Genomic DNA, 22285 nt, shown 5'->3' on the forward strand with positions numbered 1-22285 from the left:
TAAAGACACTGATTACAGAGGAGTTCAGGTTATGTTGTTTATCCAGGGGCTATTAATTACGTTCTTTCTATTTGCCAGCTCAGTTAAATTGTTTGGTTGGGTGAAGGTAATTTTTGAACCTCAGTTAGCATTTTTTCACCGTTATGGACTTAACCGGTTAGCTATGTTTCTGGTTGGAGTGATTGAAGCGACGGGAGCGATTGTTATGTTTGTAGGTTTGGTAACGCAAAACCCAATTTTAAGTGTTTCAGGGGCTGGGTTGATTGCAGGTACATCCATTGGAGCAATGTTCTTTCATTTCCGTTTTGATACATTCAAAGATGCCATACCATCTATCATCACGTTAGGGTTGTCTACTTACGTTATGACACCTGCTATTGAAGTACTTATTCGACTCTGAGCGAATTCATTAGATACTGTTCGAGCCAAAATAAGAAAGCCCCTTGTGGAGTTATCCAATCAGGGGCTTTGAGGTTTTTAGTTGATGGCTAGGCTTAGATAACTAGGTTTAGCTAACTAGGCCTAGATAAACAAGGCGTGATTACAAATGTTAAGCAGTGACTGCTTTTTTGTCTTTGCTATCACCCATCTTTTTCAGTGCTGCGTAGCCGAAGCCTGTTACTGCTGTACCTGCTGCAATCGCTACTAGGTACATAAGTACTGGAGAGATAGCACCTGGAATCAGTAGTACAAACAAACCGCCGTGTGGAGCCATAAGTTGCGCGCCAAACATCATTGATAAAGCGCCAGTTAGTGCACCACCCGCCATACAAGCTGGGATAACACGCATTGGATCTTTCGCTGCGAATGGAATCGCACCTTCAGAGATGAAGCATAAGCCAAGAACAAATGATGCTTTACCTGCTTCACGTTCGCCTGCTTCAAACTTGTCTTTCACTAGGAAAGTCGCAAGACCCATACCCAGAGCAGGAACCATACCAGCTGCCATGATAGCCGCCATTGGCGCGTAAGTTTGCGAAGCCAGTAGACCAACACCGAATGTGTAAGCTGCTTTGTTTACAGGACCACCAAGGTCGAAACACATCATTGCGCCTAGAATCACACCCAGGAGAATCGCGTTAGACGTACCCATGTTGTTTAGGAAATCAGTCATTGCGGTCATCACGCCAGAAACTGGACCACCCACGATGTACACCATCACAAGACCAGTGAACAAACTCGCAATAAACGGGATTATCAGTATAGGTTTTAGTGCTTCCATTGATTGTGGAAGCTGAACTTTGTCGGCAATGAATTTCGCTGAGTAACCTGCAATGAAACCTGCCGCGATACCACCTAGGAAACCAGCGCCAGTTGAGCTAGCTAGCATACCGCCGATTAGACCTGGAGCCAGACCTGGACGGTCAGCAATTGAGAATGCAATGAAACCAGCAAGTACAGGGATCATCAGTGCGAATGCCGAGCCACCACCGATAGTCATCAATGCAGCTGCTAGTGTGCCTTCTTCTTTAAACGCCTCGATACCGAATACGAAAGACAATGCGATGATCAGACCGCCCGCAACTACCACAGGAAGCATGTGAGAAACACCTGTCATTAGGTGCTTGTACACGCCTTTCTTCTCGTCAGCAGGTGCTGAATTTGAAGAAGCAGTATGTTGGTATGGCTTAGCTTCTGCGAATGCTTTTTCCATCTCTTGCTTCGTTTTCTTCAAAGCAGGACCTGTTGTCGTTTTGTATAGCGTTTTGCCGTTAAAACGATCAAGAGGAACATCGATGTCTGCTGCGATGATAACAAGATCAGCGTCTGCGATTTCTTGGTCTGTCAGTTGGTTCTTCGCGCCTACAGAGCCGCGAGTTTCTACTTTAATTTGGTGACCTAGACGTTTACCTTCTGCTTCAAGCGCTTCAGCTGCCATAAAGGTATGTGCAACGCCAGTTGGACAAGCGGTAATCGCTACGATCTTTTTGCTGCCTGTAGTTTCTGTTGAAGCATTTGTTGAAGTACCAGTAACTTCCACTGCAGTCTCAACTTGAGAAGCGTCTAATACTGTTGCTTCTGTTACTGCTTTCTCTAGGAATGATTTTGCATCAGTTGTGCACTCAGAGATAGCCGCTTGGTACACTTTCTTGCCCACAAAGCGCGCTTTATCAACATCTGTATTTGCTGCGATAATCACAACATCTGCAATTTCAATCACACCGTCGGCTAATGGTGTATTAGGAAGCACGCTTGACTGACATTCAATTGATGCGTTCCATTCAAGGGATTTAGCCGCTTGTTCGAGCAACCCTGCTGCAATGATGCTGTTTGCTACGCCACTCGGGCAAGCTGTAATAATGGCAATATTCATAATAAACCTTCTGTCCTTATTTGCTTATGTCTAACTGGCTAGTTGGAGCACTAAGCGACTGTAATTGGATATTTTGTAGTACTGAATCCAGCTCTTGTTGGCTGGTTACGCCAACGCCTACCTGTGAAACTGCTAGGGCAGATAGGGCGGTTGCAAATTTAATAAGTTCTGTTTTTGGCATCTGTTGCATGTGACCCCAACATAGACCAGCGACTAAAGTGTCACCTGCTCCTACCGTGCTTACTACTTGCATGCGCGGTGGTTGAGCGTGTAACCATTCACCTCGGTTAAGCCACATCACGCCCTCTGCTCCAAGTGACACCACGATGTTCTCAATACCTTTTTCACTTAATACTTGACCTGCTTGTTGGCATTGGTCACGAGTGGATAATTCAGCATTGAATAGCTGAGATAGCTCTTCATCGTTTGGTTTGATTAACCAAGGTTGCGCATTAATACCGGCTTTAAGTGCGTCTCGGCTGCTATCAAATAGCACCTTCTTACCTAAATCGTGTAAGCGCTGAACCCAAGAAGCGCAGAGCTCAGGTGAGATGCCTTGTGGTAAGCTGCCTGCAATCACGAAGTAATCGTGCGTTTCAGCAAGCTCTAACAAGGTTTCTTCAAACGCTTTAATTGCGTCAGCGTTAACAGGAACACCCGGGAAATTGATGTCACTTACTTGGCCTGAATTCTCTACCAATTTAACGTTGATTCGAGTTGCGCCGTCGACACGAATAAAGCGGTCGGTTGCGCCCAGCTGTTCGAACAGTTGGCAGAACGGTTCTTCATTGTTACGCCCAAGGAAACCAGTCACGGTCACTTGCGCGCCAAGCTCTGAAAGTACTTTGGCTACGTTTACGCCTTTGCCTGCTGCATGAAGTGAACCCTTGTTCACTAAGCTAACTGAACCTACGTTTAGCGCATCGATGCTACCAGTCAGATCCAGAGCAGGGTTTAGCGTTACGGTAACGGCTTTGATTTGTTTATCAGACATGTCGATTCCTTAACCTTCACCAAGACCAGATGCGATAGCTTTACCAATTGCTTCTATTGCTTGTGGAGCATCAATACCGTCTGCGATGAATTGAAGCTGGTGGCCGTGTTTAACACCAAGTGCGATAACTTTCATTAAGCTCTTCGCGTTTACTTCCTTTCCGTCACCATCTAAGTTTGAAACGCGGATAGTTGATTCGAATTTTTTCGCTTCAGCAACTAACATTGCACCTGGGCGTGCGTGTAGGCCGTGTGCGTTTTTGATTTTGAATACCGCGCAGTTGCCATCCTTTTGAGAAGCTGCAGAAACTACTTCACCTTTTAGAAGGCCAATTACTTGCGCTGCGTCAGCGGTTAACAGTTGTTGCTGCTTACCTTCAAAAACCATTTTGCTTAGGTTTGCCAGAATAGATTGATGAGCGCTATTACAAGCGGCGAAGGCGACAAGTGCTTTCACTGGTGTGCCTTCGTATTCACAATCGTTCGCTGTTGAAACATACGATACGCCAGTACGTGCCACGCCTTTATCGCTGCCTAGTAGCCACAGTCCATTACCAAGGTGTGTAGGCGACTTAGTTACTAGATCCGCTACGAAAGTGTTATCAGTGCAGCCTGTGTTTTTTAGTAGACCTCCCGCAACAGCAGACATTTGAATCATGTCACTTGCAGGGAACAGTAGTTGAATTAAAGAAGCGTCTAGGTCGGCTTCAAGCTGAACTTCACCGTTAAGTAGGGCGATGATTTCGTCTTCTGATTTCGCTTGCTTTAGCTTATCTTCAACACCGTCAGCTGCTAGCACTTTAGTCAGTTGCTTAAGAATGCCTAGGTGCTCGTCAGATTTAGCTGCGATACCAATCGCCACGTACACACGGTTACCGTCCGCCCAATCAATGCCTTCTGGAAAATGGTGAACGACTACGCCTGTCTCTTTTACTAAGCCACGAGTATCCGTCGTCCCGTGAGGAATCGCGATGCCGTTACCTAGGAACGTCGAGTTCTGCTTTTCACGGTTCAGCATTCCTGCAACGTAGCCTGAATCAACTAAGCCTTTCGCGGTTAGGTCGCCAGCAATGTTCTGGATAGCTTTGAATTTGTCATCGGCCGTTTGACCAAGAGTGATGTCAGATTTTGATAATTTAAGCATGGTGCCTCTTTAGCATATCGCTTGAGAATTTGTGTATCGCTACGATTCAGTCTAGAGCAAGTGTTAGTGAACTTTACTCGTTGCTTTATAATTGCTGAATCGGTTCAGCATTTGATGTAAAAAAATTCAGCAAAGCCGATTTTAGTTTTCAAAACAGTTTTGCTGCGTGTCGTTTATTCAGTTTGATTCATGAATCATAAAAAGTTAGATCATGAAAATTCGATTAACGACAAATGACGCTCAATTCATTCAAAAGGATGATTAAAGTCACTTTTCAGATTTTGCTGAATCCTTTCAGCTTTTATACTGAATCGATTCAGCATATAATTCAACTAATCCGAGGATCAGATCATTGGTTATATGATCCTACGCACAAAATACAGGTCACCCATATGACACTTGATGAAATTGCTAAATTGGCTGGCGTTTCAAAAACTACAGCCAGTTATGTCATCAACGGCAAAGCGCAGAAATACAGAATCAGTGAAAAGACTCAGCAGAAAGTAATGGCAGTCGTGGAAGAGTATAACTATCGACCAGACCATGCTGCTTCGTCATTGCGTGCCGGTAATAGCCGTTCATTTGGACTGATTATTCCTGATCTGGAAAACAGCAGTTACGCACGTTTAGCTAAATTGATAGAGCAAAACTCACGTAAAGTGGGCTATCAAATACTGATTGGCTGTTCAGATGATGATGCAGAAACAGAACGTAAGGTGGCAGAAGCTTTGGTGAGTCGTCGTATTGATGCTTTGCTTGTTGCGAGCTCAATGCCAGATGCCAATGAATTTTACTTGAAGCTACAAAATTCAGGAACTCCAGTAATAGCGATTGACCGTCCTCTAGATGATGAGCACTTTGCCTGCGTGATCAGTGAAGATTTCGAAGCCGCATTTGAACTTACACATTCAATTCTTGATAACAATATCCAAAGCGTGGGCTTGATTGGCGCATTACCCGATTTGAATATTTCACGTGAACGTCAACTTGGATTTGAAGCGGCAAACAAGGCTCATGCGCAACAAACTGATCTCAAAGAGAACAAGCCAATGGTTGTTGGATATGGTGAACACTTTGATCGTGAATCAGGTAGAGAAGTGTTTGAAGAGTGGATTGCAAAAGGCACGGTGCCCGATGCGATTGTGACCATGTCATACACTTTGTTAGAGGGGGTGTTAGATGTGATGGTCGAAAAGCCAGAATTGATTAACCAAGTAAAATTAGCAACTTTTGGTGATAACCGTTTATTAGATTTTTTACCATTCAAAGTACATTCGCTGCCACAGCAGTTTGAAGTGATTGCAGACAGCGCTTTTGCATTGGCGATTAATGCTTCAGCAAAGCGCTATCAAGCTGGGATTGAATTAGTACCGAGAAAAATAACTCGCAGGTAGTTCTAACTTAAGTAGTCCCAGCCTAAAGTTGTGATTTTTTATTTGAATTGGTAGTCGACACCAACAGTAAATGCAGAAGCGGTAGAGCTGCTATTCAATAATTGGAAGTTATAGCTGGCATTGAATTTAAAGTTTTTCATTGGTGTTAGCATGTTGACCCCTAGGGACCCATACGGATATATACCAGTATCTTCAGTTCGGATATAAGTTTGGTTAGCTTGATCCCATGACTTCTCAGTAATGGTTAGGTGAGATGCTCCGCCTTTCGCATAGACAGAGAAACGCTTACTTAAATGGTGTTGAAATTTAACTCCAGCTCCAAGTCCTTTATAACTGGTTACTAAGTCGTCACTGGTCGGGTTATTTTCTGGATCATCCAACGCTCTTGAGTCCGTATAACTTAGATCTAGTGCCATAAATGGTGAAAAATAGTAGTTATAACCAAATCGGTGATACCAGCCCTGCGATGTAGATTTACTATTTTTGGTCGAAGAAAGACCTATGTCGGTGTAAAGATCATGTTTAGATGATGCAGCATAAAGGTGGGTGCTCGTCATTAGAGTTCCACCCACAGCAGCAAGTATTAGATATGTTTTTTTTAGTCCGATCATTAAAGTTACAGCGCCATAAAGTTATAGTTTCAGCAAAGAAAAAATTATAACATACAGCGTTCTGTTTTGTTAATAATATTGGGCTAAATAATTTTCTATATTATGTACTCGACTAAGCAGCTTAATTGAGTAAAGGCTAAGATCAGAATGTTAAATACGCACCAGCGAATAAAGATGCAGCACTTTCATTGTTTGGTAGCCACTGATAAGACACACCGGCATCTAGTAGAAGAGGAGAGCCCTTTGGAGCGAATTTTATTCCGGCACTCGCATAAGGTTCAATGCTGCTTTCTTTAGTTGTTTCAACCGCACTATTAGCAACACTCCAACGCGAGACTTCAGAATCTATATAGCTTGCTCCGCCTATACCGTATAGATCAAACCAGCCAATTCCTTGTTCTAACTTCAGCCCTAATCCGTAAGAATTATATTTTGAAGCAAAGCTTGTACTGTTCGCAGCAACGCTACTGTCTAATGTGGCGGTATGGCGATAATTCAAATCTAAAGCAACAAATGGAGTGAGGTAATGATTATAACCAGCTTGTGCAAAGTAAGCTGTTTCGGAGTCAGACCCATCTGAAATCATCGTGGCTCCAACATTGGTATAGAAAGAACCAGGTTGAGATTGGGCGATAGCGCTGCCACTTGAGATAATCAACGCTGTAGTGAATGCGAATAAACCCAGTGATTTGTTCATGTTTACCTTCCTAGTCATGTAATTTCCCGATTTCTAAGTGGCAAATTAATGCCTTTAATATTTATTAAAGCAAAATGTGCTCCAACATATTGAGTTAAAGATAAAATAATTGATCGAAAAAAGTGATTATTTAAAGGTAATGATGATTATTTTTAATAAAACTTGGACTGAATCAATTTAAATTGACTGAGTTTTAACCGGAATTTTAGTGACTTAATGCATGGTTTAAATAATAAATGTACCCGAGTGGGAATTTTAGGTTAGTAGCTCGTATGTTATTTGCGCAAAGGTTTGCGTCATGGATTCGGTTAAGTAGTTAATTTGCTTGGAAAAGTAATGAATAGAGGCTTTGTAGGGAAGTGGCTGGTATGCAGCTTTTCCGAATGGTATCACAAATAAAATTTTAATATCAGGCTTGTAGATAAGAAATCGCAGCCTATAATGCTGAAAACCGGAGCGTCTGCCAACGCTCCGGTTTTTTTGTGTCCGAAGAAAAGTAAATCCGTCTGCCAACGAATTTACAACGCATTTGCGAGTGACACATATATTTATGAATCAAGGAAAACACTATGCGTATCGAACAAGAACTTAAGTTAGGTTTCAAAGATGTATTATTTCGCCCGAAGCGTTCTACTCTTAAAAGCCGTTCCCAAGTAAATTTAACCCGCGATTTTACATTCAAGCATAGTGGTCGTCAATGGTCAGGTACGCCTGTTATTGCGGCTAATATGGACTCAGTTGCTACTTTTGAAATGGCAGCAGCTCTCGCTGAACACGGTGTGATGACGGCTATCCATAAGCACTACACAGTAGAGCAATGGGGTGAGTTTGTTAAAACTGCAGATAAAAACACGTTAAACAATGTGTTTGTTTCTACGGGTACTTCTGATGCTGATTTTGAAAAAATCAAAGAGATCATGTCATTCAGTGAAGATTTAGTCTTTATCTGTATTGATATTGCCAATGGTTATTCAGAGCACCTAGTGGACTACGTAGAAAAAGTGCGCGCTGAATTCCCAGATAAAGTTATCTCAGCTGGTAACGTTGTAACTGGCGACATGGTTGAAGAACTTATCTTAGCGGGCGCTGACATCGTTAAGGTTGGTATTGGTCCTGGCTCTGTGTGTACTACCCGTGTAAAAACAGGCGTTGGTTACCCTCAACTTTCTGCCATTATTGAGTGTGCAGATGCTGCCCACGGTTTAGGTGGAACAATCATTGGTGACGGTGGCTGTTCATGTGCGGGTGATGTATCTAAAGCGTTCGGCGGCGGTGCTGACTTCGTAATGCTAGGCGGCATGCTAGCAGGTCACTCTGAGTCTGGTGGTGAAGTTGTAGAGCAAGACGGTAAGCAATACATGAAGTTCTACGGCATGTCTTCACAGTCGGCTATGGACAAGCACTCAGGTGGTGTTGCTAAGTACCGTGCTGCGGAAGGTAAAACTGTTTTACTTCCATACCGTGGTTCAGTTCACAACACAATTTCTGACATCCTTGGTGGTGTACGTTCAACTTGTACATACGTAGGCGCAGCAAAGCTTAAAGAGCTAACTAAGCGTACGACTTTCATCCGTGTACAAGAGCAAGAGAACAACGTATTCGGTAAAGAATAACATTTAAAACGATTGTTTGATGTTGATACAACCATAAATTGATATTTACAATCATATATTGATATTTGGTACAACCATAATTTGATATTGCCTTTTCATGGTCTAGACTTATGTAAGTTTACGACAAAATCGTGAAGAGGCAATATTATGTCTGCTCTACCTTCCCTTTCTACAGCCACTTTGATTGCACTTGAAAGTGCATTTGATACCCCGGCTCGAAACTTAACTAAGTCACGTGGAAAAAACATACACCGTTACGTCAGTGCTAAGATGGGAAAAAGAGTTACGGTAGAATCTTTTTTAGAATGTGCCGCTTGTTATCATTTTGACTTCGAGGCCAGTATCGTTCGATTTTGTTCTCAGCCGATAAGATTTTCATACTGTCTAAATGGAAAGACTCATACTTATGTTCCAGACTTTCTAGTTCAGTTTGATAGCGGTGAATACACGCTGTATGAAGTAAAGTCCGATATGGAAAGATCAAAAGCGGAATTTCAAAGTGAATGGGAAGCAAAAGTGCTAGGTGCGTTTGAGTTGGGTTTGGAACTAGAACTGGTTACAGAGGAAGAAATACTGGATGAGATCATCTTTCGCAATCTTAAGCTTTTGCATCGATATGCCTCAAGAGATAACTTGAACCACTTTCATCAAAATCTCCTTACCACGTTAAAACTGAATGGTGCGCAAACAGCACAAAGTTTAGGACTCCAACTCGGCCTAAATGGAAGAAAAATATTTCCATTGCTGTGTAATTTGCTCTCTCGAAACTTACTCCAAACAAGCTTAGAGGTACCATTATCACTCGAGTCTGAATTTGAGCTGGGTTGTTATGCCTAAAAAAGGTTTTTCGAGCTTCCATAAAAAACCAGTTTCGTCGGTAGTAGAGCTTGAACCCAATGAGGTAATCACTGCTACTAGCAGTTTAGAAGACGTGACGTATCAGGATATATCAGCATTTCCTGAGAAAATTGGTGTAGAGATTACTTTTCGGTTAAGCATTCTTCGTTTATTAGGGCGGAAGTGTGAAAAGATTGTCCCCAAATCAATTGAACCACATCGCGTAGACTTACAACGGAGCCATGATAGAAAAATTCCCAGTGCAATTACAATTTACCGATGGTGGCTTACTTTCCGAGAATCAGATTATAACCCAGTTAGCTTAGCACCTGACTTCAAGAGTCGAGGTAACAGAGACCCGAAAGTTGCACCTATTGTTGATGCTATTATGAAACAAGCAGTTGAAAGAGTTATTTCAGGTCGAAAAATCAATATTAACTCGGCGTATAGACGGGTTAGGCGCAAAGTTCGACAATATAACTTAACGCACAGCACGAAATATAAATATCCCGAATACGAGTCTGTGCGGGTACGGGTCAAAAAGAAAACACCTTTCGAAATATTAGCTGCAAAGAAAGGCGAGCGAGTCGCTAAAAGAGAATTCCGTCGAATGGGGAGAAAGATCATTACGTCTAGCGTACTTGAGAGAGTCGAGATTGACCACACTGTCTTGGATCTTTTTGCGGTACACGAAGAGCATCGAATCCCTTTGGGTAGACCTTGGCTTACTCAGTTAGTAGATTGTTATAGTAAGGCTGTTATTGGTTTTTATTTGGGTTTTGAACCTCCAAGCTATATGTCGGTTTCTTTAGCTCTCAAAAATGCGATACAACGCAAAGACACTCTTTTAGCCTCATATCCATCAATTGAAAATGAATGGCTTTGTTACGGAATTCCTGATTTATTAGTTACTGACAACGGTAAAGAGTTTCTGTCAAAAGCCTTTGATAAAGCGTGTGAATCTCTGTTGATCATTGTGCATCAAAACAAAGTAGAAACGCCCGATAATAAACCGCATGTTGAACGTAATTACGGCACTATCAACACTTCGCTGCTAGATGACCTACCTGGTAAAGCTTTCAGTCACTACCTTCAGAGAGAGGGCTACGACTCAGTAAGTGAAGCAACTCTTACATTAGATGAAATTAAAGAAATCTACTTGATTTGGTTGGTAGACATCTATCATCGAAAGCCTAATCAAAGGGGGACTAATGGCCCTAATGTTGCTTGGAGACAAGGTTGTCAAGATTGGGAGCCTGAAGAGTTTTTGGGTTCTAAAGATGAGTTGGACTTCAAGTTTGCTATTGAAGCTCATAAACAGCTAACTAAAGCAGGTATAACAGTTTATAAAGAACTGACATACAGCAGTGTACGTTTAGCTGAGTATCGAGGTAAGAAAGGAGATCACAAAGTTCAGTTCAAATATAATCCAGAATGTATGGCTACCATCTGGGTATTGGATCAAGACGAGAATGAGTACTTTACCGTCCCCGCTATCCACTATGAATACGCAAGTGGTGTTTCACTTTGGCAGCACAAGTATAATATGAAGCATCAAGCTGATTTATATTCTGAATATTATGATGAAGATAAGGAAATTGACGCAGAAATAAAGATTGAAGACATTGCCGACCAATCAATTGTTAAGACGAATAAAATTCGAGCTCGGAGACGGGGCGCTAGACACCAAGAAAATAGTGCTAGGGCAAAGTCTATTAGTGATACTAAGCCCACCCCGGTACAAAAACACGAAGAAGAAATTGTGATTGTTGATAATGAAGATTGGGATATTGATTATGTTTGAGAAATCATCAGATGGATGAAGATCGAGAAACACGCATCTCAAAAGCCAAAAGAGCATTTGTATCAACGCCAAGTGTTACGACAATTTTGGGCTATATGGATAGGTGTAGAGAATTATCTGACTTTGAATCTGAGCCGACATGTATGATGGTCTTTGGAGCATCGGGAGTGGGTAAGACGACAGTTATCAAAAAATATTTAAGTCAAAACAAGCGAGATTCAGAAGCTCGGGGAGACGTAGTTCCTGTCCTGCATATCGAACTACCAGACAACGCGAAACCAGTTGATGCAGCACGAGAGCTGTTGCTTGAAATGGGAGACCCACTAGCGCTTTATGAGACTGATTTGGCAAGATTGACGAAAAGATTAACCGATCTAATACCCGTGATTGGTGTTAAGTTGATCATTATCGATGAATTTCAGCATCTAGTTGAAGAGAAGTCAAATCGTGTCCTCACGCAAGTAGGAAATTGGCTCAAAATGATACTCAATAGAACTAAGTGCCCAATCGTTCTTTTCGGCATGCCATATTCGAAGGTTGTATTGAAAGCAAACTCACAATTACATGGACGATTCTCAATTCAGTTTGAATTGCGACCGTTTAGTTACCAAGACGGGGAAGGTGTGTTCAAGACATTCTTGGAACACTTAGATAAGGCGTTACCTTTTGAAAAGGAAGTTGGCTTGGCTGAACAAGACCTTCAGAAGAAATTATATGCTTTTTCTCAGGGCAATATGCGCTCTCTGAGAAATCTCATTTATCATGCTTCGATTGAAGCAATCAATAATGAGCAAGATAAAATTGCTTACCAAGACTTAGTTTTTGCATCAGAACTAACGCGTGGTGATAAGCCAATCAAGTGGAAAAACCCTTTCAGCGTTGATGTTAAGGTGACGGAGGCGATGTTGCGCCCACCACCTAAAGATATTGGATGGGAAGACTACTATAGAGGAGCAAGTCGAAAAAATAAAAAAGGTCCCAATATGTTTGAATAAGGGCTTGCTTTGGTCACTTATTGGGAGAGCAGAAATTACCAATTTGTGGCTCTGAAACTCATAATTGGACATTTTCGTGCTTATCAGTAAGCCTACGGACAGGTACACCTTAGAAGCATCTAAGGCAAGTTACCCGCCATTCATCTTTGGAGCATAATTACCCATTAATATTAGCTGTTAGTAACTACTGAATCTGTTGCCTTTTTTAGCATATCAACCATCTCGGGATTAAATGAGAGTTCTAGTTCGCGTTCTGAATTTTTAGGTATGCAGAGTTGTTTATAAAGAGAGACAAGGTTCAGTACGTTAGTATATAAATTACCGTTAGCTCGGCAAACTAGTATAAATGACTTCACAGCTTCACTTTCAAGCCCAGCGTGCCTAACTAGTCTATTATATTGAGTCTTAAGGGTACCTTTATAAGACCGAATCATTTCAGCTGCGTCAGTTAGCTCTCTCCAATAGACTTGGCGTCAAAAAATTCTTCAGGGTGCTGAGAATCTTCAATAACGGAATATAGTTTATTGAGGGAATCTGCCCTACTAGTTATAGATTTCGTAAATTGTACTATCGCAAGCTTAACGTCATCACTAGAAAATTCACGAGTTGGACCAACCAGTTCTGTTCCAACTTCAATGTTAATGGCTTCTGTTATTTGACTACCTATACCTACAACAGCGTTAGTTTGAAGCACTGTAATAATTCTACTCATGACTACACATTCGATTGGCGGTCATAGTGAAAGGCTTCAATGACTCTCTGGTTGAAGTCTTTTAACGATAGTTCCTCGTTGGTCGGAGTGCTGTTACTGTTGAATGGTGGGGTAGAGTTTGTATCGTCGCTAAAATCTATCGATATTTGATTGCTAGTTTGAACTGCGACGGGTGACTCTGAACTGAAGCTACTCAAATTTGTATGTGTGCTCAATGTTTCTGATTCTTCTCTAAGAAACAGGCAACTGTTAGGAATGTCGTGTTCAATTTCTTCAGCAAATTGAATTAGCTTTGGGGCGGCAAAGGTGTATAGCCAGGCCTCTTGGTTCCTTGATGAAGTAGTGCGTAAAATGCGACCTAGTATTTGTCGGAAATAAAGTTCAGTTTTTATGTTGCTAAGATGACAACATACCTGAAGCCTTGGAATATCGGTTCCTTCGCTTACCATCCCTACACTAATAATCCATTCGGTATTTCTCGATTTGAAGTGTTCAATACGAGCATGCGAACCATCCTCTTTGTACGTAACGGTCGTAGTTGTTTGGTTGAATGTGGTTTCAAGCAATGATGCAATTTTTTTCGCATGACTGATTGAAGACGCAACAATTAAACCTCCAGCAGAAGGAGATTCAGTACGGATTTGTTTTAGGCGAGATACTGCCGTTTCTAAAATGTGGATTAGCGCAGAGTCATTGTGCAGTATCGCTGAGTAATTGATATCACCATCAGTAACTAACTCGTGTAGTGAATTAAATGATTCAACATGATTGTTAGCTTTAATTGTTGAATGTTCGCAGTCCACAAGAGCAATGGTTGGCCTGCGGCACACACCATCTTTGACTGCTTGAGCTAATGAATATTGATAGTCACAAATAATCTCACCCTCTGGATCTGTATATGACGAGAGTACGACAGGTGTTAAATTTGAGCGCCAGGGCGTTCCTGTAAGTGCGAGGGTGTAAGTTGATGCTTTCTGTACCTCACAAAGGATATGGCGCCCCCAGGAGTTGGTGTTAGTTTCATTATCTCCTGCACAGTGATGTATTTCATCGAAAATACAAAGTACACGGTATTTTGAAAGTGTTTCCCAAAAATGTTCTCCAAGGTACCTAAGTGACTGATAAGTAATGGAGCTACCTAATGTGCCGAGTTTCCCATCAAAAGGGCAATTTAGTTCGGCGGAAAAACACGCGGCAATACTTTTAGATACAGTTTTAGATGGCGAGAAACAGATAACAAAGTCAATCATTTGGTTATCGAACATTCTTTTGGCTAAATTCGCTGCCATAAAGGTTTTTCCTGCACCAGGTGTCGCTTGAGCGAGAAAGTGATGTTTATGGTTATTGAAACTATCGAATGCTGAATCGATACATTGCTGTTGCCACGCTCTTAGCATGTAGCTGACCTACTGTTTTTTATGAGCTCTATTGCGTTAGACCATACGTTAAGTTTCGCCATTAACACCGCTGCTTTTTGAGTGGTGACAGAATAGGATGGCTTTAGTAGCTTTTTTAATTCCCTCGACCGCGTCATAAGTACTTTGTACTCATCAACCTCAGCTAATGTGATAGCGAGTTCGGCTTCAATGCCTGTTTTTTCATTCTCAAGATCAATTGAGATGGGCTCATGTTGCTTATCCTTAGTACTGGGGGTTGGCCTAGTTCGCTTCTTTTTTTGAATGAGCTTAAAATTGGATAGAACGAACTTTTCTGTTTTCGAATAATGCTTTTTGTGGCCAATGAGCTCTGATTTTATAAAGCCAGCGTTTTCTAATACTTGAATTTGCCTAGCGACGAATAGCCTCGCCGTGTTTTTGTTACCGTATATGTCAGAGATTTCTAGAATCGAATTTCTTACTTCAACGACTGTAAATTTAGTGACGTCTGTTCGTGAAATTGATTGATAGATATCGCTATTTATTCGTTGCTGTGTGCGCATTATTTCTAGCCGTTTTTGAAATTTATGCGGATTATAGTCCGTGGTAATGTTTGCATCAAGAGTAGATAGTCTTTCATTTTAAGAGTTAAATAAAATGAAAGACTTAGCAAAGATGTTTGGTGCTAATCTACGTGGTGTGCGTAGAGATAAATCGATTTCACAAGACAAGTTGGCTCTGTTAGCTGATATTGATCGAAGCTATGTTGGTAGAATCGAGAGAGGAGAAGTCAACATCACACTCGAAAAAGCCTATCAGCTAGCACAAGTGCTTGAGTGTGATGTGAGAGAGCTATTACCTTAAAATCAGCGTCGCCCTAAGATATCTACTTATTCAGCAGTATATTGATCTTGAACTCGAATAAATGTGGTTCGTTTATTATCAGCTACTGTTTCAGTAGTGGTGAGGATTATAGTCCTCTTTTATGGGTAATACAAACAGCCATTTGGCTGCTTGTGATTAAAACTACAGTGTTGATTCTTTGTTAGATGGCTACCTATTCGGCAGTAAACATGGCGATATTAATGGGTGGCGTACTTTGGGTCTTATCAGCTACCTATTCGGCAGTACACTTAAGTTTATCAATTTTAAGTTTTGCCTGATTCTTATCAGCTACCTATTCGGCAGTACACTGTAGCTAAATAAAGAATAGTACAGTTTTATCAGATAGTTAATTCATAAAAGGCATTTTGCCCCTATTTTTAGGTGCTAGATAAAAATGACGCAATTTCAATGCGTTACGTTCTTGCTGTGAAAAAGGGTTAAATAAGCGGCACGGTTTGAAATGTGTTTTCAGTATTTGCAAGACCATAACTGCTAAATAGAGCATCGCCGTCTAAGCTAGACTCTTTGAACATCCTTATATTGAGTCGGAAACTATCGTCACGACTTTTACTATCCTCTTCCAGTGAGTGGTAGTGGTGGAGTGCTACAATCTCTTGCGGTTTGATTGAAGGTAAGTCAAATTCTTCTCCTCTTGCTTCAGCGCGCTTTTGTAATCTTTTCAATTTTCTAGCTTGTCCAGCAGGTGTTGCTTTGTCGATAGACTGACAGCGCTTAAATGAAACATACTCGCAGCCGTCAGGGACAACCTTTGTATTTGATATATCAAAATAGTGCAGATCTTTCATTTGGGTGAAGTAGTGCTGTTTGAGTAGCAAATCGAGTTCGATTTTATTTGTGCTCACAAAAGAAATTTTATTTCCGATGGTATCGTCACTCCAAAGAGGAAATGAAACGCCTATATTTCTTGTTTCATATTCATAGTTAAAGCCATGAAGAATCTGAAGGCACTTAGCGGCTAATGATTCATTGTTACAACGCGCTGGCAGAAAAGTGACCGTTTTGTAGTACCACGTCATACTTAATCCCCCTTATGTTGGAACATTCCACCCTTGATGATGTTTGCGACCAAAAAATGCAGGTCGTTTATGGTCTCTTGATTTGTTTTATCTGAAGACGTGAGTGCTTCAATGTAAGACTCTGTTTGCTGAAGTATAGAAAAGAAATCTTTTTGCGTAGAAGGGTGACGGTAGCAAGTGACATCTTCTTTATGAACCCCAAACCGACCGACACGCAGTGCCTCAGTTGCATCGGGGTACCAGTCGTCTATGGTCGCAATGGCGGCACCGGTTTTATAAATACCCAATATTGGGCTCCGTTCACCATCAACCGTTGTGCTTTGAAAAACTCGTCCCTTGCTTTGTTTCTTAGATTTATTAGTGTTGTTACTTTCTTTTTCGGTGAATGCTTGGCTCGGGAAAATCTGTTTATTGGTTGGTAGCCGCAAGGTGGCTTTCACTTCAAATATGGCCAAACCATTAGAATGAGAAAAAGCATTTCTGGTCATTTGAGCAATAGCTTCCCAATCTTTATGGTTCTCAAAGTCACTTCTTTCAAGGTAGTTAGCCCTTATGTCTTGAAATTTGACAGCACCTCCCGCCCAGGGCCAAGGGGTTAACTCTATATCCCAGCAATAGGCTTTTTTAGTATTTTTCCACAGCCATGAGCCATTACATATATTGACTAAATATCGAGAAACCAATTCATTCCAACCAATATTTTCTTCATACGCTTTGATTAGTTGCATTAGTGTGTGTTTAACCGTAGACGAATTACACTTGTAAGGTTTGCGTAGCTCAGAAGAAAAAGAGACCGAAAAGTAGCATTCAATGTGGCTAGCACCGAAAGGAGCATGACAAAAATCGACTTGATGTAGGTTACCTTGAGCCAGTGTTTCAGCCGTTGCACTTTCTTTGATCTTCCCAGACGGGTCATAAGCTAAGGCTGCGCTTTCCATTTGTCCTAGTACAGTACGAGAAGTGTAGGTTAAGGGGGTCTTTCGCCCATCTGGCCACACAACTAGAAAGCACACATCAGAAGGATCAATAGAACGTTCATAGGCTAGGTTAGTCGGTAGTTCCATGATAGGTACTCCTTGGCTGCACAGAAAGGTAGTTTTGATAGCACTTGTGATGCCACAAAATAGTATTTATGTCGGTGTTTTGATCAAAAGTGATGGGCTCAATCAGACCAATGATGCACTCAGAAAAAGCATGTTTATAACCTCGAAGAGAGTTAGGTTTGTCGGTCGGCTCTTCAAGAAAATGATACCCAACACAGCTTGGGGTTAATTTTCGGTTCTCTTTAACTTCCGATAAAATATCACCCATGTTTTTGATAGGTTCAGTATGCATCGATAGCCATTTGCCGGTTTTCTGAGGAAAGGATTGAATCGTCTTTTCTAACGTTGAAAATGACCGGATGTATTTGAAATCTGCAATGGCTATTTTAGCGGAACCTCTGGCAAACCGCCTCGGCAGAGCTCGAACAATCGTACTTTCATCATCGCTCAAGCTACGATTAAACTTAATCACCAAACTAAAGACCAAGTCACATTGCCAATCATCATGTGTAGCGGGGGGCGATATGGTGTGGTTTGCTTTTTGTATACATTCTTTTGTTAAACCGCGTTTTTCAACGTGTAGTTGATGGACACAGATGGCAAACGAATCAATTGTGAGCGTAGGAAAAGACTCATTTAAGTTACGTTCAAACGCGTGAGTAAACCCCAAGAAAGCAGTGAGTGATGGAAGACCGACCGTGACAGGTGAGCTCAATGCGGTTGCTCCGCTAACTCTTATATTGGGAATAAGTAAGAATGAATCCTTATCAGCAGGGCTACTAACATTAGTTGAAAAAATTTTAGATTCGTTTAGCTCACTCTTTAAAAGCTCAAGTAGGAGTTTTGTGATCTTGGGTTCATAGGCAAAGCATTTAGCTGATTTTAAGCAGGACAGGTCATGGTTTAGATGTTGGACAAGAGTATTCACATCCATGGCCCTGTCCTGTGTAAGCAACCAAGCCTTAACCATCCCTTGTATCTCATTTTTGACTGTTCTTCGGTAAGCCACTCGCTTGTTTTCTGGCATTAAATATCGAGTAAACTTTTGGTATTGCTTTAACGATTGAATATGATTTGGGGTCAGCCAAGATTTTCCAATGTTAATCTGAGAATGAGGAGTAAAGGAAAAGTTAGGGACAGCTTTCAACATCTTCAAAGCACCACCACATGTCATAGGTAATACTCCCATGTTAGTACTGCGGCTGTAACGGGTTAACGCTGTATAGCGATACTCATTTTCTAGCGCTTGATAACAGTGACTTTGCATCGATTGAGAAGCCACTGGCGAGAGTGAAATATAAGAACTGTCGTTATCAGGCAAAGATAGTTGAGTTAAGTAATTTGGAGCGAGACTGACGTTAATCGTGGTTTGAGCAATCTGAACCAATTTTTTAGCGATAGCCTTACGTGTTTTTTGGTAGCAGCCAAGCGTATTGAGTTTTTGCCACAACGGGTGTTCTACATCTTTAAGTAAATCCCCAAGGCATGAAATCACACCATTCCAACTAAATTCATTGGTTAATAAGGCGCTTTTGTTAACATCACTCGAATCATGGCTGTACGCCCAGTGGTGTGGTTCTAATTTAGAAGATGAGAGTAAAAATTCAGGTAGCAGACCCAAAGGAGTCGCGCGAATAACACCTTCAGAGCGTATGTCTGGAAATTTTAGGTTGTGGCTTTGTCTATATTCAAACGTTTTTAGACAGCGAGCCCACCATTTTTCATCTCTTAACTTTTGCTTGCCCTTTACACGGTCGAGTAGGTCTTTTTGATCGGCGGTTTTATCGGTTAAATTCACCAATATAGTGAGTGCATCAAGTTCTTTCCCATCAATCTCTATATGTGGTGTTAAAGGTCGGAATGCGCGTTTAAGCTCGATGTTTAAATCATCAAGTTTGGATTGCATTAGCTCAGCTAAAGTCGGCATCTACCACCTCGATACATAGAAAGAGCGGTTAAATTCATCAGTTTGAAATTCGGCTAACCAAAGGCAGAAGATGTCGCCGAAATAAAATAAGTAGTCGTTAACCGCCAGAGGCATGTTTGGCTTAGTTTTACGATTTGGCTTTAAGATGCGCTGTTCTACCATTGAAGCTACCTCATCCATACTGCAATTGAGGAATACAGCAGCCTCTAAAGAGTTCATGCGTAGGTCAGCGATCAGACCGTTGCTATCCCATAAATGCATCTCTGTATGGCGTAGAAGCTCTCCTAGAACGATATTGTGCTGCAGGTTGCGTTCTGGTAATCGAACAGAACTAAAAAATATCCGCCCTAGAAGATCTTTTATCCGTAATTCTCTTCTTCCAACAATGGCGTGCTCTAGGTTGAATTCGATCTCATTATCGATCATAGAATGAAACGAGCTAGGCCACTTTGAGAAAAATTGGATGAACGAAACGTGATCGAATTCATTTTTGCTGATATGGACCCACCAATGAATCAAACCCCAACGATAGCTTTTGGGGACGTCAGGTAGATCTTTAGACTCATTGCCGGCGAGCCAACTTGAAACAGTGGATGTTGCTTTATGGCTACTCTCTGAACTTTTCGTACTGATAGTTTTTTTGCATTCCCCGCACATTCCACTTAAACCAGACACTCGATAGTCGTACTCAGTGCCACAGCGACAACTGTTGAGCAAAGGTGCATCATGAATATGGCAGTGATCGTAACCCTCAAAATGCCAAAGGTAGGAGGCGTAGCCATTTTGTTGTAAACACAATGGGCAGCAGGGGATGGATTTAGTTCGAAGTAAACTACGAGGAAAAACTTCAGAACCTCGTATCAGAGCACTGGTGGATGGAGAGTATTTTAAATTTGTTCTGTTTATTGCTAACCCAAGCAGCTCGGGCGGTTCATTAAACGTCAATTGAGCGAGCTTCAGGAGTGAAGCTATTCGGGCACTGGAACTGCTTTTGGCTGACGCAGGATTCATCTTGCAGATGTTAGTAGGGAAGGTCTGGAACCCTGAGAAGTAGATATCTTGAAGGTAACGTTTCGTGGCCATAAGAAAACGGTTCACATCTTCATAGCCATTTTTATTTGCAACTCGGATAAAGAAGCTCTCCAAGCTTTCGTGACTGTGTGGTTTGGGTCTTTGTAAAAGCATTAAGCTCCTCCTAATCCAAATATAGGAGTTACCAGCATGATTAACCGAGTTTTACTTCAGATTGAGACGCTATAGACAAGTTTCTATTTTGTGTAATCTGGATCTGCATTTCACTCAATTGAATATCAACTAAGGGACTATTGCTGTAAAGTATTTATCAATAAGTAAAGATAATTACGGAAGATAGAATGGCAACCTTGCTTAGCTGGCTTGGAAGAACAGACCTGGATCAGATGAAGCTAGATAAAACAGCTTCAATTGCGACTATTGCGTTAAAAGCGCCAGCAATTGATGATGTCGTGATTCTGGCTAGTACATGGGAAGATGAATGGCATGATTACAAAGAGTGGCTTGAAAAAAAACTTGCTTGTGCCGGGCGTTCCAATACTTCAGTAAAGATTCAACGTATCAGGTTGTCATCTCCAATTGATTACACTGCAATTACCAAAGTCATGCACAAGCAACTGGCTTATGTCTCTGATCAGGCTGATGGTATTTTTCTAAATCTGACCTCTGGTACGCCTGCAATGACAGTCGTTTCTGTTCTACTTGGAAAGAGTATTGCGAAATGTCAGTTAGTTCAAACTACCCCTCAAGGTCAGTTAATCGAGGTTGATGTACCTGTAGACTTTTCTGCTGAGTATCAAAAATCTTCGTCAACAGCTATTGCTCAACTTGCTTCAAAAACACCGTCTCTCAATAGTGCTTTTGATTCGATTACGGCCAAATCTACTGTCATGCAGAACGTCATCAAGAAAGCGCAACGATTGGCTTATGCTGATCTACCGGCTTTGCTACTCGGAGAAAGTGGTACCGGTAAAGAAGTGATGGCAAAAGGTATTCATAAAGCCAGTCTTCGTGCTGATAAGCCATTTAAAGCTGTTAACTGTGGTGCTTTACCTGAAAATTTGGTTGATTCCATTTTGTTTGGTCATGTAAAAGGTGCGTTTACAGGGGCACACCAAGATCATGCAGGTCTATTTGAGCAAGCAAATGGTGGAACATTATTTCTTGATGAAGTTGGTGAACTACCTTTAGCCGTTCAAGTTAAATTACTTAGGGCACTGCAGCAGCAGGAAATTACAAAGGTGGGAGACGTTGCCACGAAAAGTGTTGATGTGAGGATTATCGCTGCGACACACCGTGACCTTTTTAAAATGGTTTCTGACGAGTCTTTTCGTGAAGATCTTTTCTATCGGCTAGCCGTTGGAGTGATTGAGTTGCCTTCATTAAGGGCGCGTTCAGAAGAGATCCCTTTCCTGATCGAAGAGTTGATGATCGAGATAAACCAGCAGATGAAGACTCATCCCTTATTTGAGAGTAAGAATATTTCCAAGTCTGCAATAGAATTTGCAGAAGCATACAGCTGGCCGGGTAATATTCGTGAGCTATGGAACACATTAAACCGAGCCGTATTATGGTCGGAAGGTAAAGAGATCACTAAACAAGATTTGGACGTTGCGATAATAAGTCGTGACCTAAATTCGGCGAACAATGGTGAATTTAGGGTTCCTGGTGACCTTCAGCAACATATTGATAATATAAAGAAAAGTGCAATTGAGTCTGCGATGGATTATGCTGCTGGAAACAAATCTAAAGCTGCAAAATCGTTAGGTTTAAATAATCATCAAACGCTAAATAACTGGCTGAAAACGCTCAATTTAGAATCATAAAAACAACCAAGTTTGAAATTGGCGTAAACGTTGCAAAGTATCACT

The 22285-nt window shown here is 41.5% G+C and carries 20 protein-coding genes; 8 read left to right on the forward strand and 12 right to left on the reverse strand.

Going from position 1 to position 22285, the window contains the following annotated elements; translation table 11 throughout:
* Positions 1–31 precede the first annotated feature (31 nt).
* A complete protein-coding gene (locus L4C37_RS12960) occupies positions 32–400 on the forward strand; it encodes a DoxX family protein (protein ID WP_372265320.1) in 369 nt (122 codons plus the stop codon).
* A gap of 150 nt (positions 401–550) precedes the next feature.
* On the opposite strand, the gene fruA is transcribed toward L4C37_RS12960, so the two are convergent.
* From fruA to fruB, 3 genes are read right to left on the reverse strand one after another with little or no spacing between them, the layout of a single operon-like run.
* The gene (gene fruA / locus L4C37_RS12965) at positions 551–2314 is read right to left on the reverse strand and encodes a PTS fructose transporter subunit IIBC (RefSeq protein WP_429768830.1); all 1764 of its coding nucleotides are present in this window, start codon (positions 2312–2314) and stop codon (positions 551–553) included.
* 16 nt (positions 2315–2330) lie between these two features.
* Entirely contained in the window at positions 2331–3308 is a 978-nt protein-coding gene (gene pfkB, locus L4C37_RS12970; protein ID WP_429768831.1) for a 1-phosphofructokinase, read from the reverse strand.
* Between the two features lie 9 nt (positions 3309–3317).
* Positions 3318–4451 (reverse strand): fused PTS fructose transporter subunit IIA/HPr protein, encoded by a 1134-nt coding sequence (gene fruB, locus L4C37_RS12975; protein WP_429768832.1) that lies wholly within the window; start codon positions 4449–4451, stop codon positions 3318–3320.
* Between the two features lie 392 nt (positions 4452–4843).
* Between fruB and cra the strand changes: the two genes are divergently transcribed.
* Positions 4844–5845 carry a catabolite repressor/activator gene (gene cra, locus L4C37_RS12980; protein WP_273295518.1) on the forward strand — a complete coding sequence of 334 codons (1002 nt, stop codon included), beginning with the start codon at positions 4844–4846 and terminating at the stop codon, positions 5843–5845.
* 38 nt (positions 5846–5883) lie between these two features.
* On the opposite strand, the gene L4C37_RS12985 is transcribed toward cra, so the two are convergent.
* Both L4C37_RS12985 and L4C37_RS12990 read right to left on the reverse strand, forming a co-directional pair.
* A complete protein-coding gene (locus L4C37_RS12985) occupies positions 5884–6402 on the reverse strand; it encodes an outer membrane beta-barrel protein (protein WP_429768833.1) in 519 nt (172 codons plus the stop codon).
* 196 nt (positions 6403–6598) lie between these two features.
* On the reverse strand, positions 6599–7153 hold the full coding sequence (locus L4C37_RS12990) for an outer membrane beta-barrel protein (RefSeq protein ID WP_167493990.1): 555 nt from the start codon (positions 7151–7153) through the stop codon (positions 6599–6601).
* 569 nt (positions 7154–7722) lie between these two features.
* Between L4C37_RS12990 and L4C37_RS12995 the strand changes: the two genes are divergently transcribed.
* The 4 genes from L4C37_RS12995 to L4C37_RS13010 all read left to right on the forward strand — a co-directional run bounded on the left by L4C37_RS12995 (position 7723) and on the right by L4C37_RS13010 (position 12402).
* Complete coding sequence (locus L4C37_RS12995; protein ID WP_372265313.1) at positions 7723–8766, forward strand: GMP reductase; 1044 nt, start codon at positions 7723–7725, stop codon at positions 8764–8766.
* 147 nt (positions 8767–8913) lie between these two features.
* A complete protein-coding gene (locus tag L4C37_RS13000) occupies positions 8914–9603 on the forward strand; it encodes a TnsA endonuclease N-terminal domain-containing protein (protein WP_429768834.1) in 690 nt (229 codons plus the stop codon).
* Positions 9596–11407 (forward strand): Mu transposase C-terminal domain-containing protein, encoded by a 1812-nt coding sequence (locus L4C37_RS13005; RefSeq protein WP_429768835.1) that lies wholly within the window; start codon positions 9596–9598, stop codon positions 11405–11407. The genes L4C37_RS13000 and L4C37_RS13005 overlap by 8 nt, the downstream gene beginning before the upstream one ends.
* 11 nt (positions 11408–11418) lie before the next feature.
* Entirely contained in the window at positions 11419–12402 is a 984-nt protein-coding gene (locus L4C37_RS13010) for a TniB family NTP-binding protein (protein WP_429768836.1), read from the forward strand.
* Between the two features lie 448 nt (positions 12403–12850).
* Here the strand turns inward: L4C37_RS13010 and L4C37_RS13015 are convergent, their stop codons facing one another.
* From L4C37_RS13015 to L4C37_RS13025, 3 genes are read right to left on the reverse strand one after another with little or no spacing between them, the layout of a single operon-like run.
* Complete coding sequence (locus L4C37_RS13015) at positions 12851–13114, reverse strand: hypothetical protein (protein WP_429768837.1); 264 nt, start codon at positions 13112–13114, stop codon at positions 12851–12853.
* A 2-nt stretch (positions 13115–13116) separates the two neighbouring features.
* Entirely contained in the window at positions 13117–14511 is a 1395-nt protein-coding gene (locus L4C37_RS13020) for a DEAD/DEAH box helicase (protein ID WP_429768838.1), read from the reverse strand.
* Positions 14505–15053: a hypothetical protein gene (locus L4C37_RS13025; protein WP_429768839.1), complete on the reverse strand. Its 549-nt coding sequence runs from the start codon at positions 15051–15053 to the stop codon at positions 14505–14507. Before L4C37_RS13025 ends, L4C37_RS13020 begins: the two co-directional genes overlap by 7 nt.
* A gap of 94 nt (positions 15054–15147) precedes the next feature.
* Between L4C37_RS13025 and L4C37_RS13030 the strand changes: the two genes are divergently transcribed.
* On the forward strand, positions 15148–15354 hold the full coding sequence (locus tag L4C37_RS13030; protein ID WP_171734093.1) for a helix-turn-helix domain-containing protein: 207 nt from the start codon (positions 15148–15150) through the stop codon (positions 15352–15354).
* A 458-nt stretch (positions 15355–15812) separates the two neighbouring features.
* Here the strand turns inward: L4C37_RS13030 and cas6f are convergent, their stop codons facing one another.
* The 4 genes from cas6f to L4C37_RS13050 are packed head-to-tail and all read right to left on the reverse strand — an operon-like array spanning position 15813 to position 20567.
* Positions 15813–16412 (reverse strand): type I-F CRISPR-associated endoribonuclease Cas6/Csy4, encoded by a 600-nt coding sequence (cas6f, locus tag L4C37_RS13035; protein ID WP_429768840.1) that lies wholly within the window; start codon positions 16410–16412, stop codon positions 15813–15815.
* A 2-nt stretch (positions 16413–16414) separates the two neighbouring features.
* Positions 16415–17476, reverse strand: coding sequence for a type I-F CRISPR-associated protein Csy3 (gene csy3 / locus L4C37_RS13040; protein ID WP_429768841.1), 1062 nt, complete (start codon positions 17474–17476; stop codon positions 16415–16417).
* Entirely contained in the window at positions 17460–19382 is a 1923-nt protein-coding gene (locus tag L4C37_RS13045; RefSeq protein ID WP_429768842.1) for a type I-F CRISPR-associated protein Csy2, read from the reverse strand. Before L4C37_RS13045 ends, csy3 begins: the two co-directional genes overlap by 17 nt.
* Positions 19383–20567 carry a TniQ family protein gene (locus tag L4C37_RS13050; protein WP_429768843.1) on the reverse strand — a complete coding sequence of 395 codons (1185 nt, stop codon included), beginning with the start codon at positions 20565–20567 and terminating at the stop codon, positions 19383–19385.
* A 188-nt stretch (positions 20568–20755) separates the two neighbouring features.
* Between L4C37_RS13050 and L4C37_RS13055 the strand changes: the two genes are divergently transcribed.
* Complete coding sequence (locus tag L4C37_RS13055; RefSeq protein ID WP_429768844.1) at positions 20756–22240, forward strand: sigma-54 interaction domain-containing protein; 1485 nt, start codon at positions 20756–20758, stop codon at positions 22238–22240.
* The last annotated feature ends 45 nt before the right edge of the window (positions 22241–22285 follow it).

The organism is Vibrio kagoshimensis, assembly GCF_050337535.1.
Taxonomy (GTDB): Bacteria; Pseudomonadota; Gammaproteobacteria; order Enterobacterales; family Vibrionaceae; genus Vibrio; species Vibrio gallaecicus.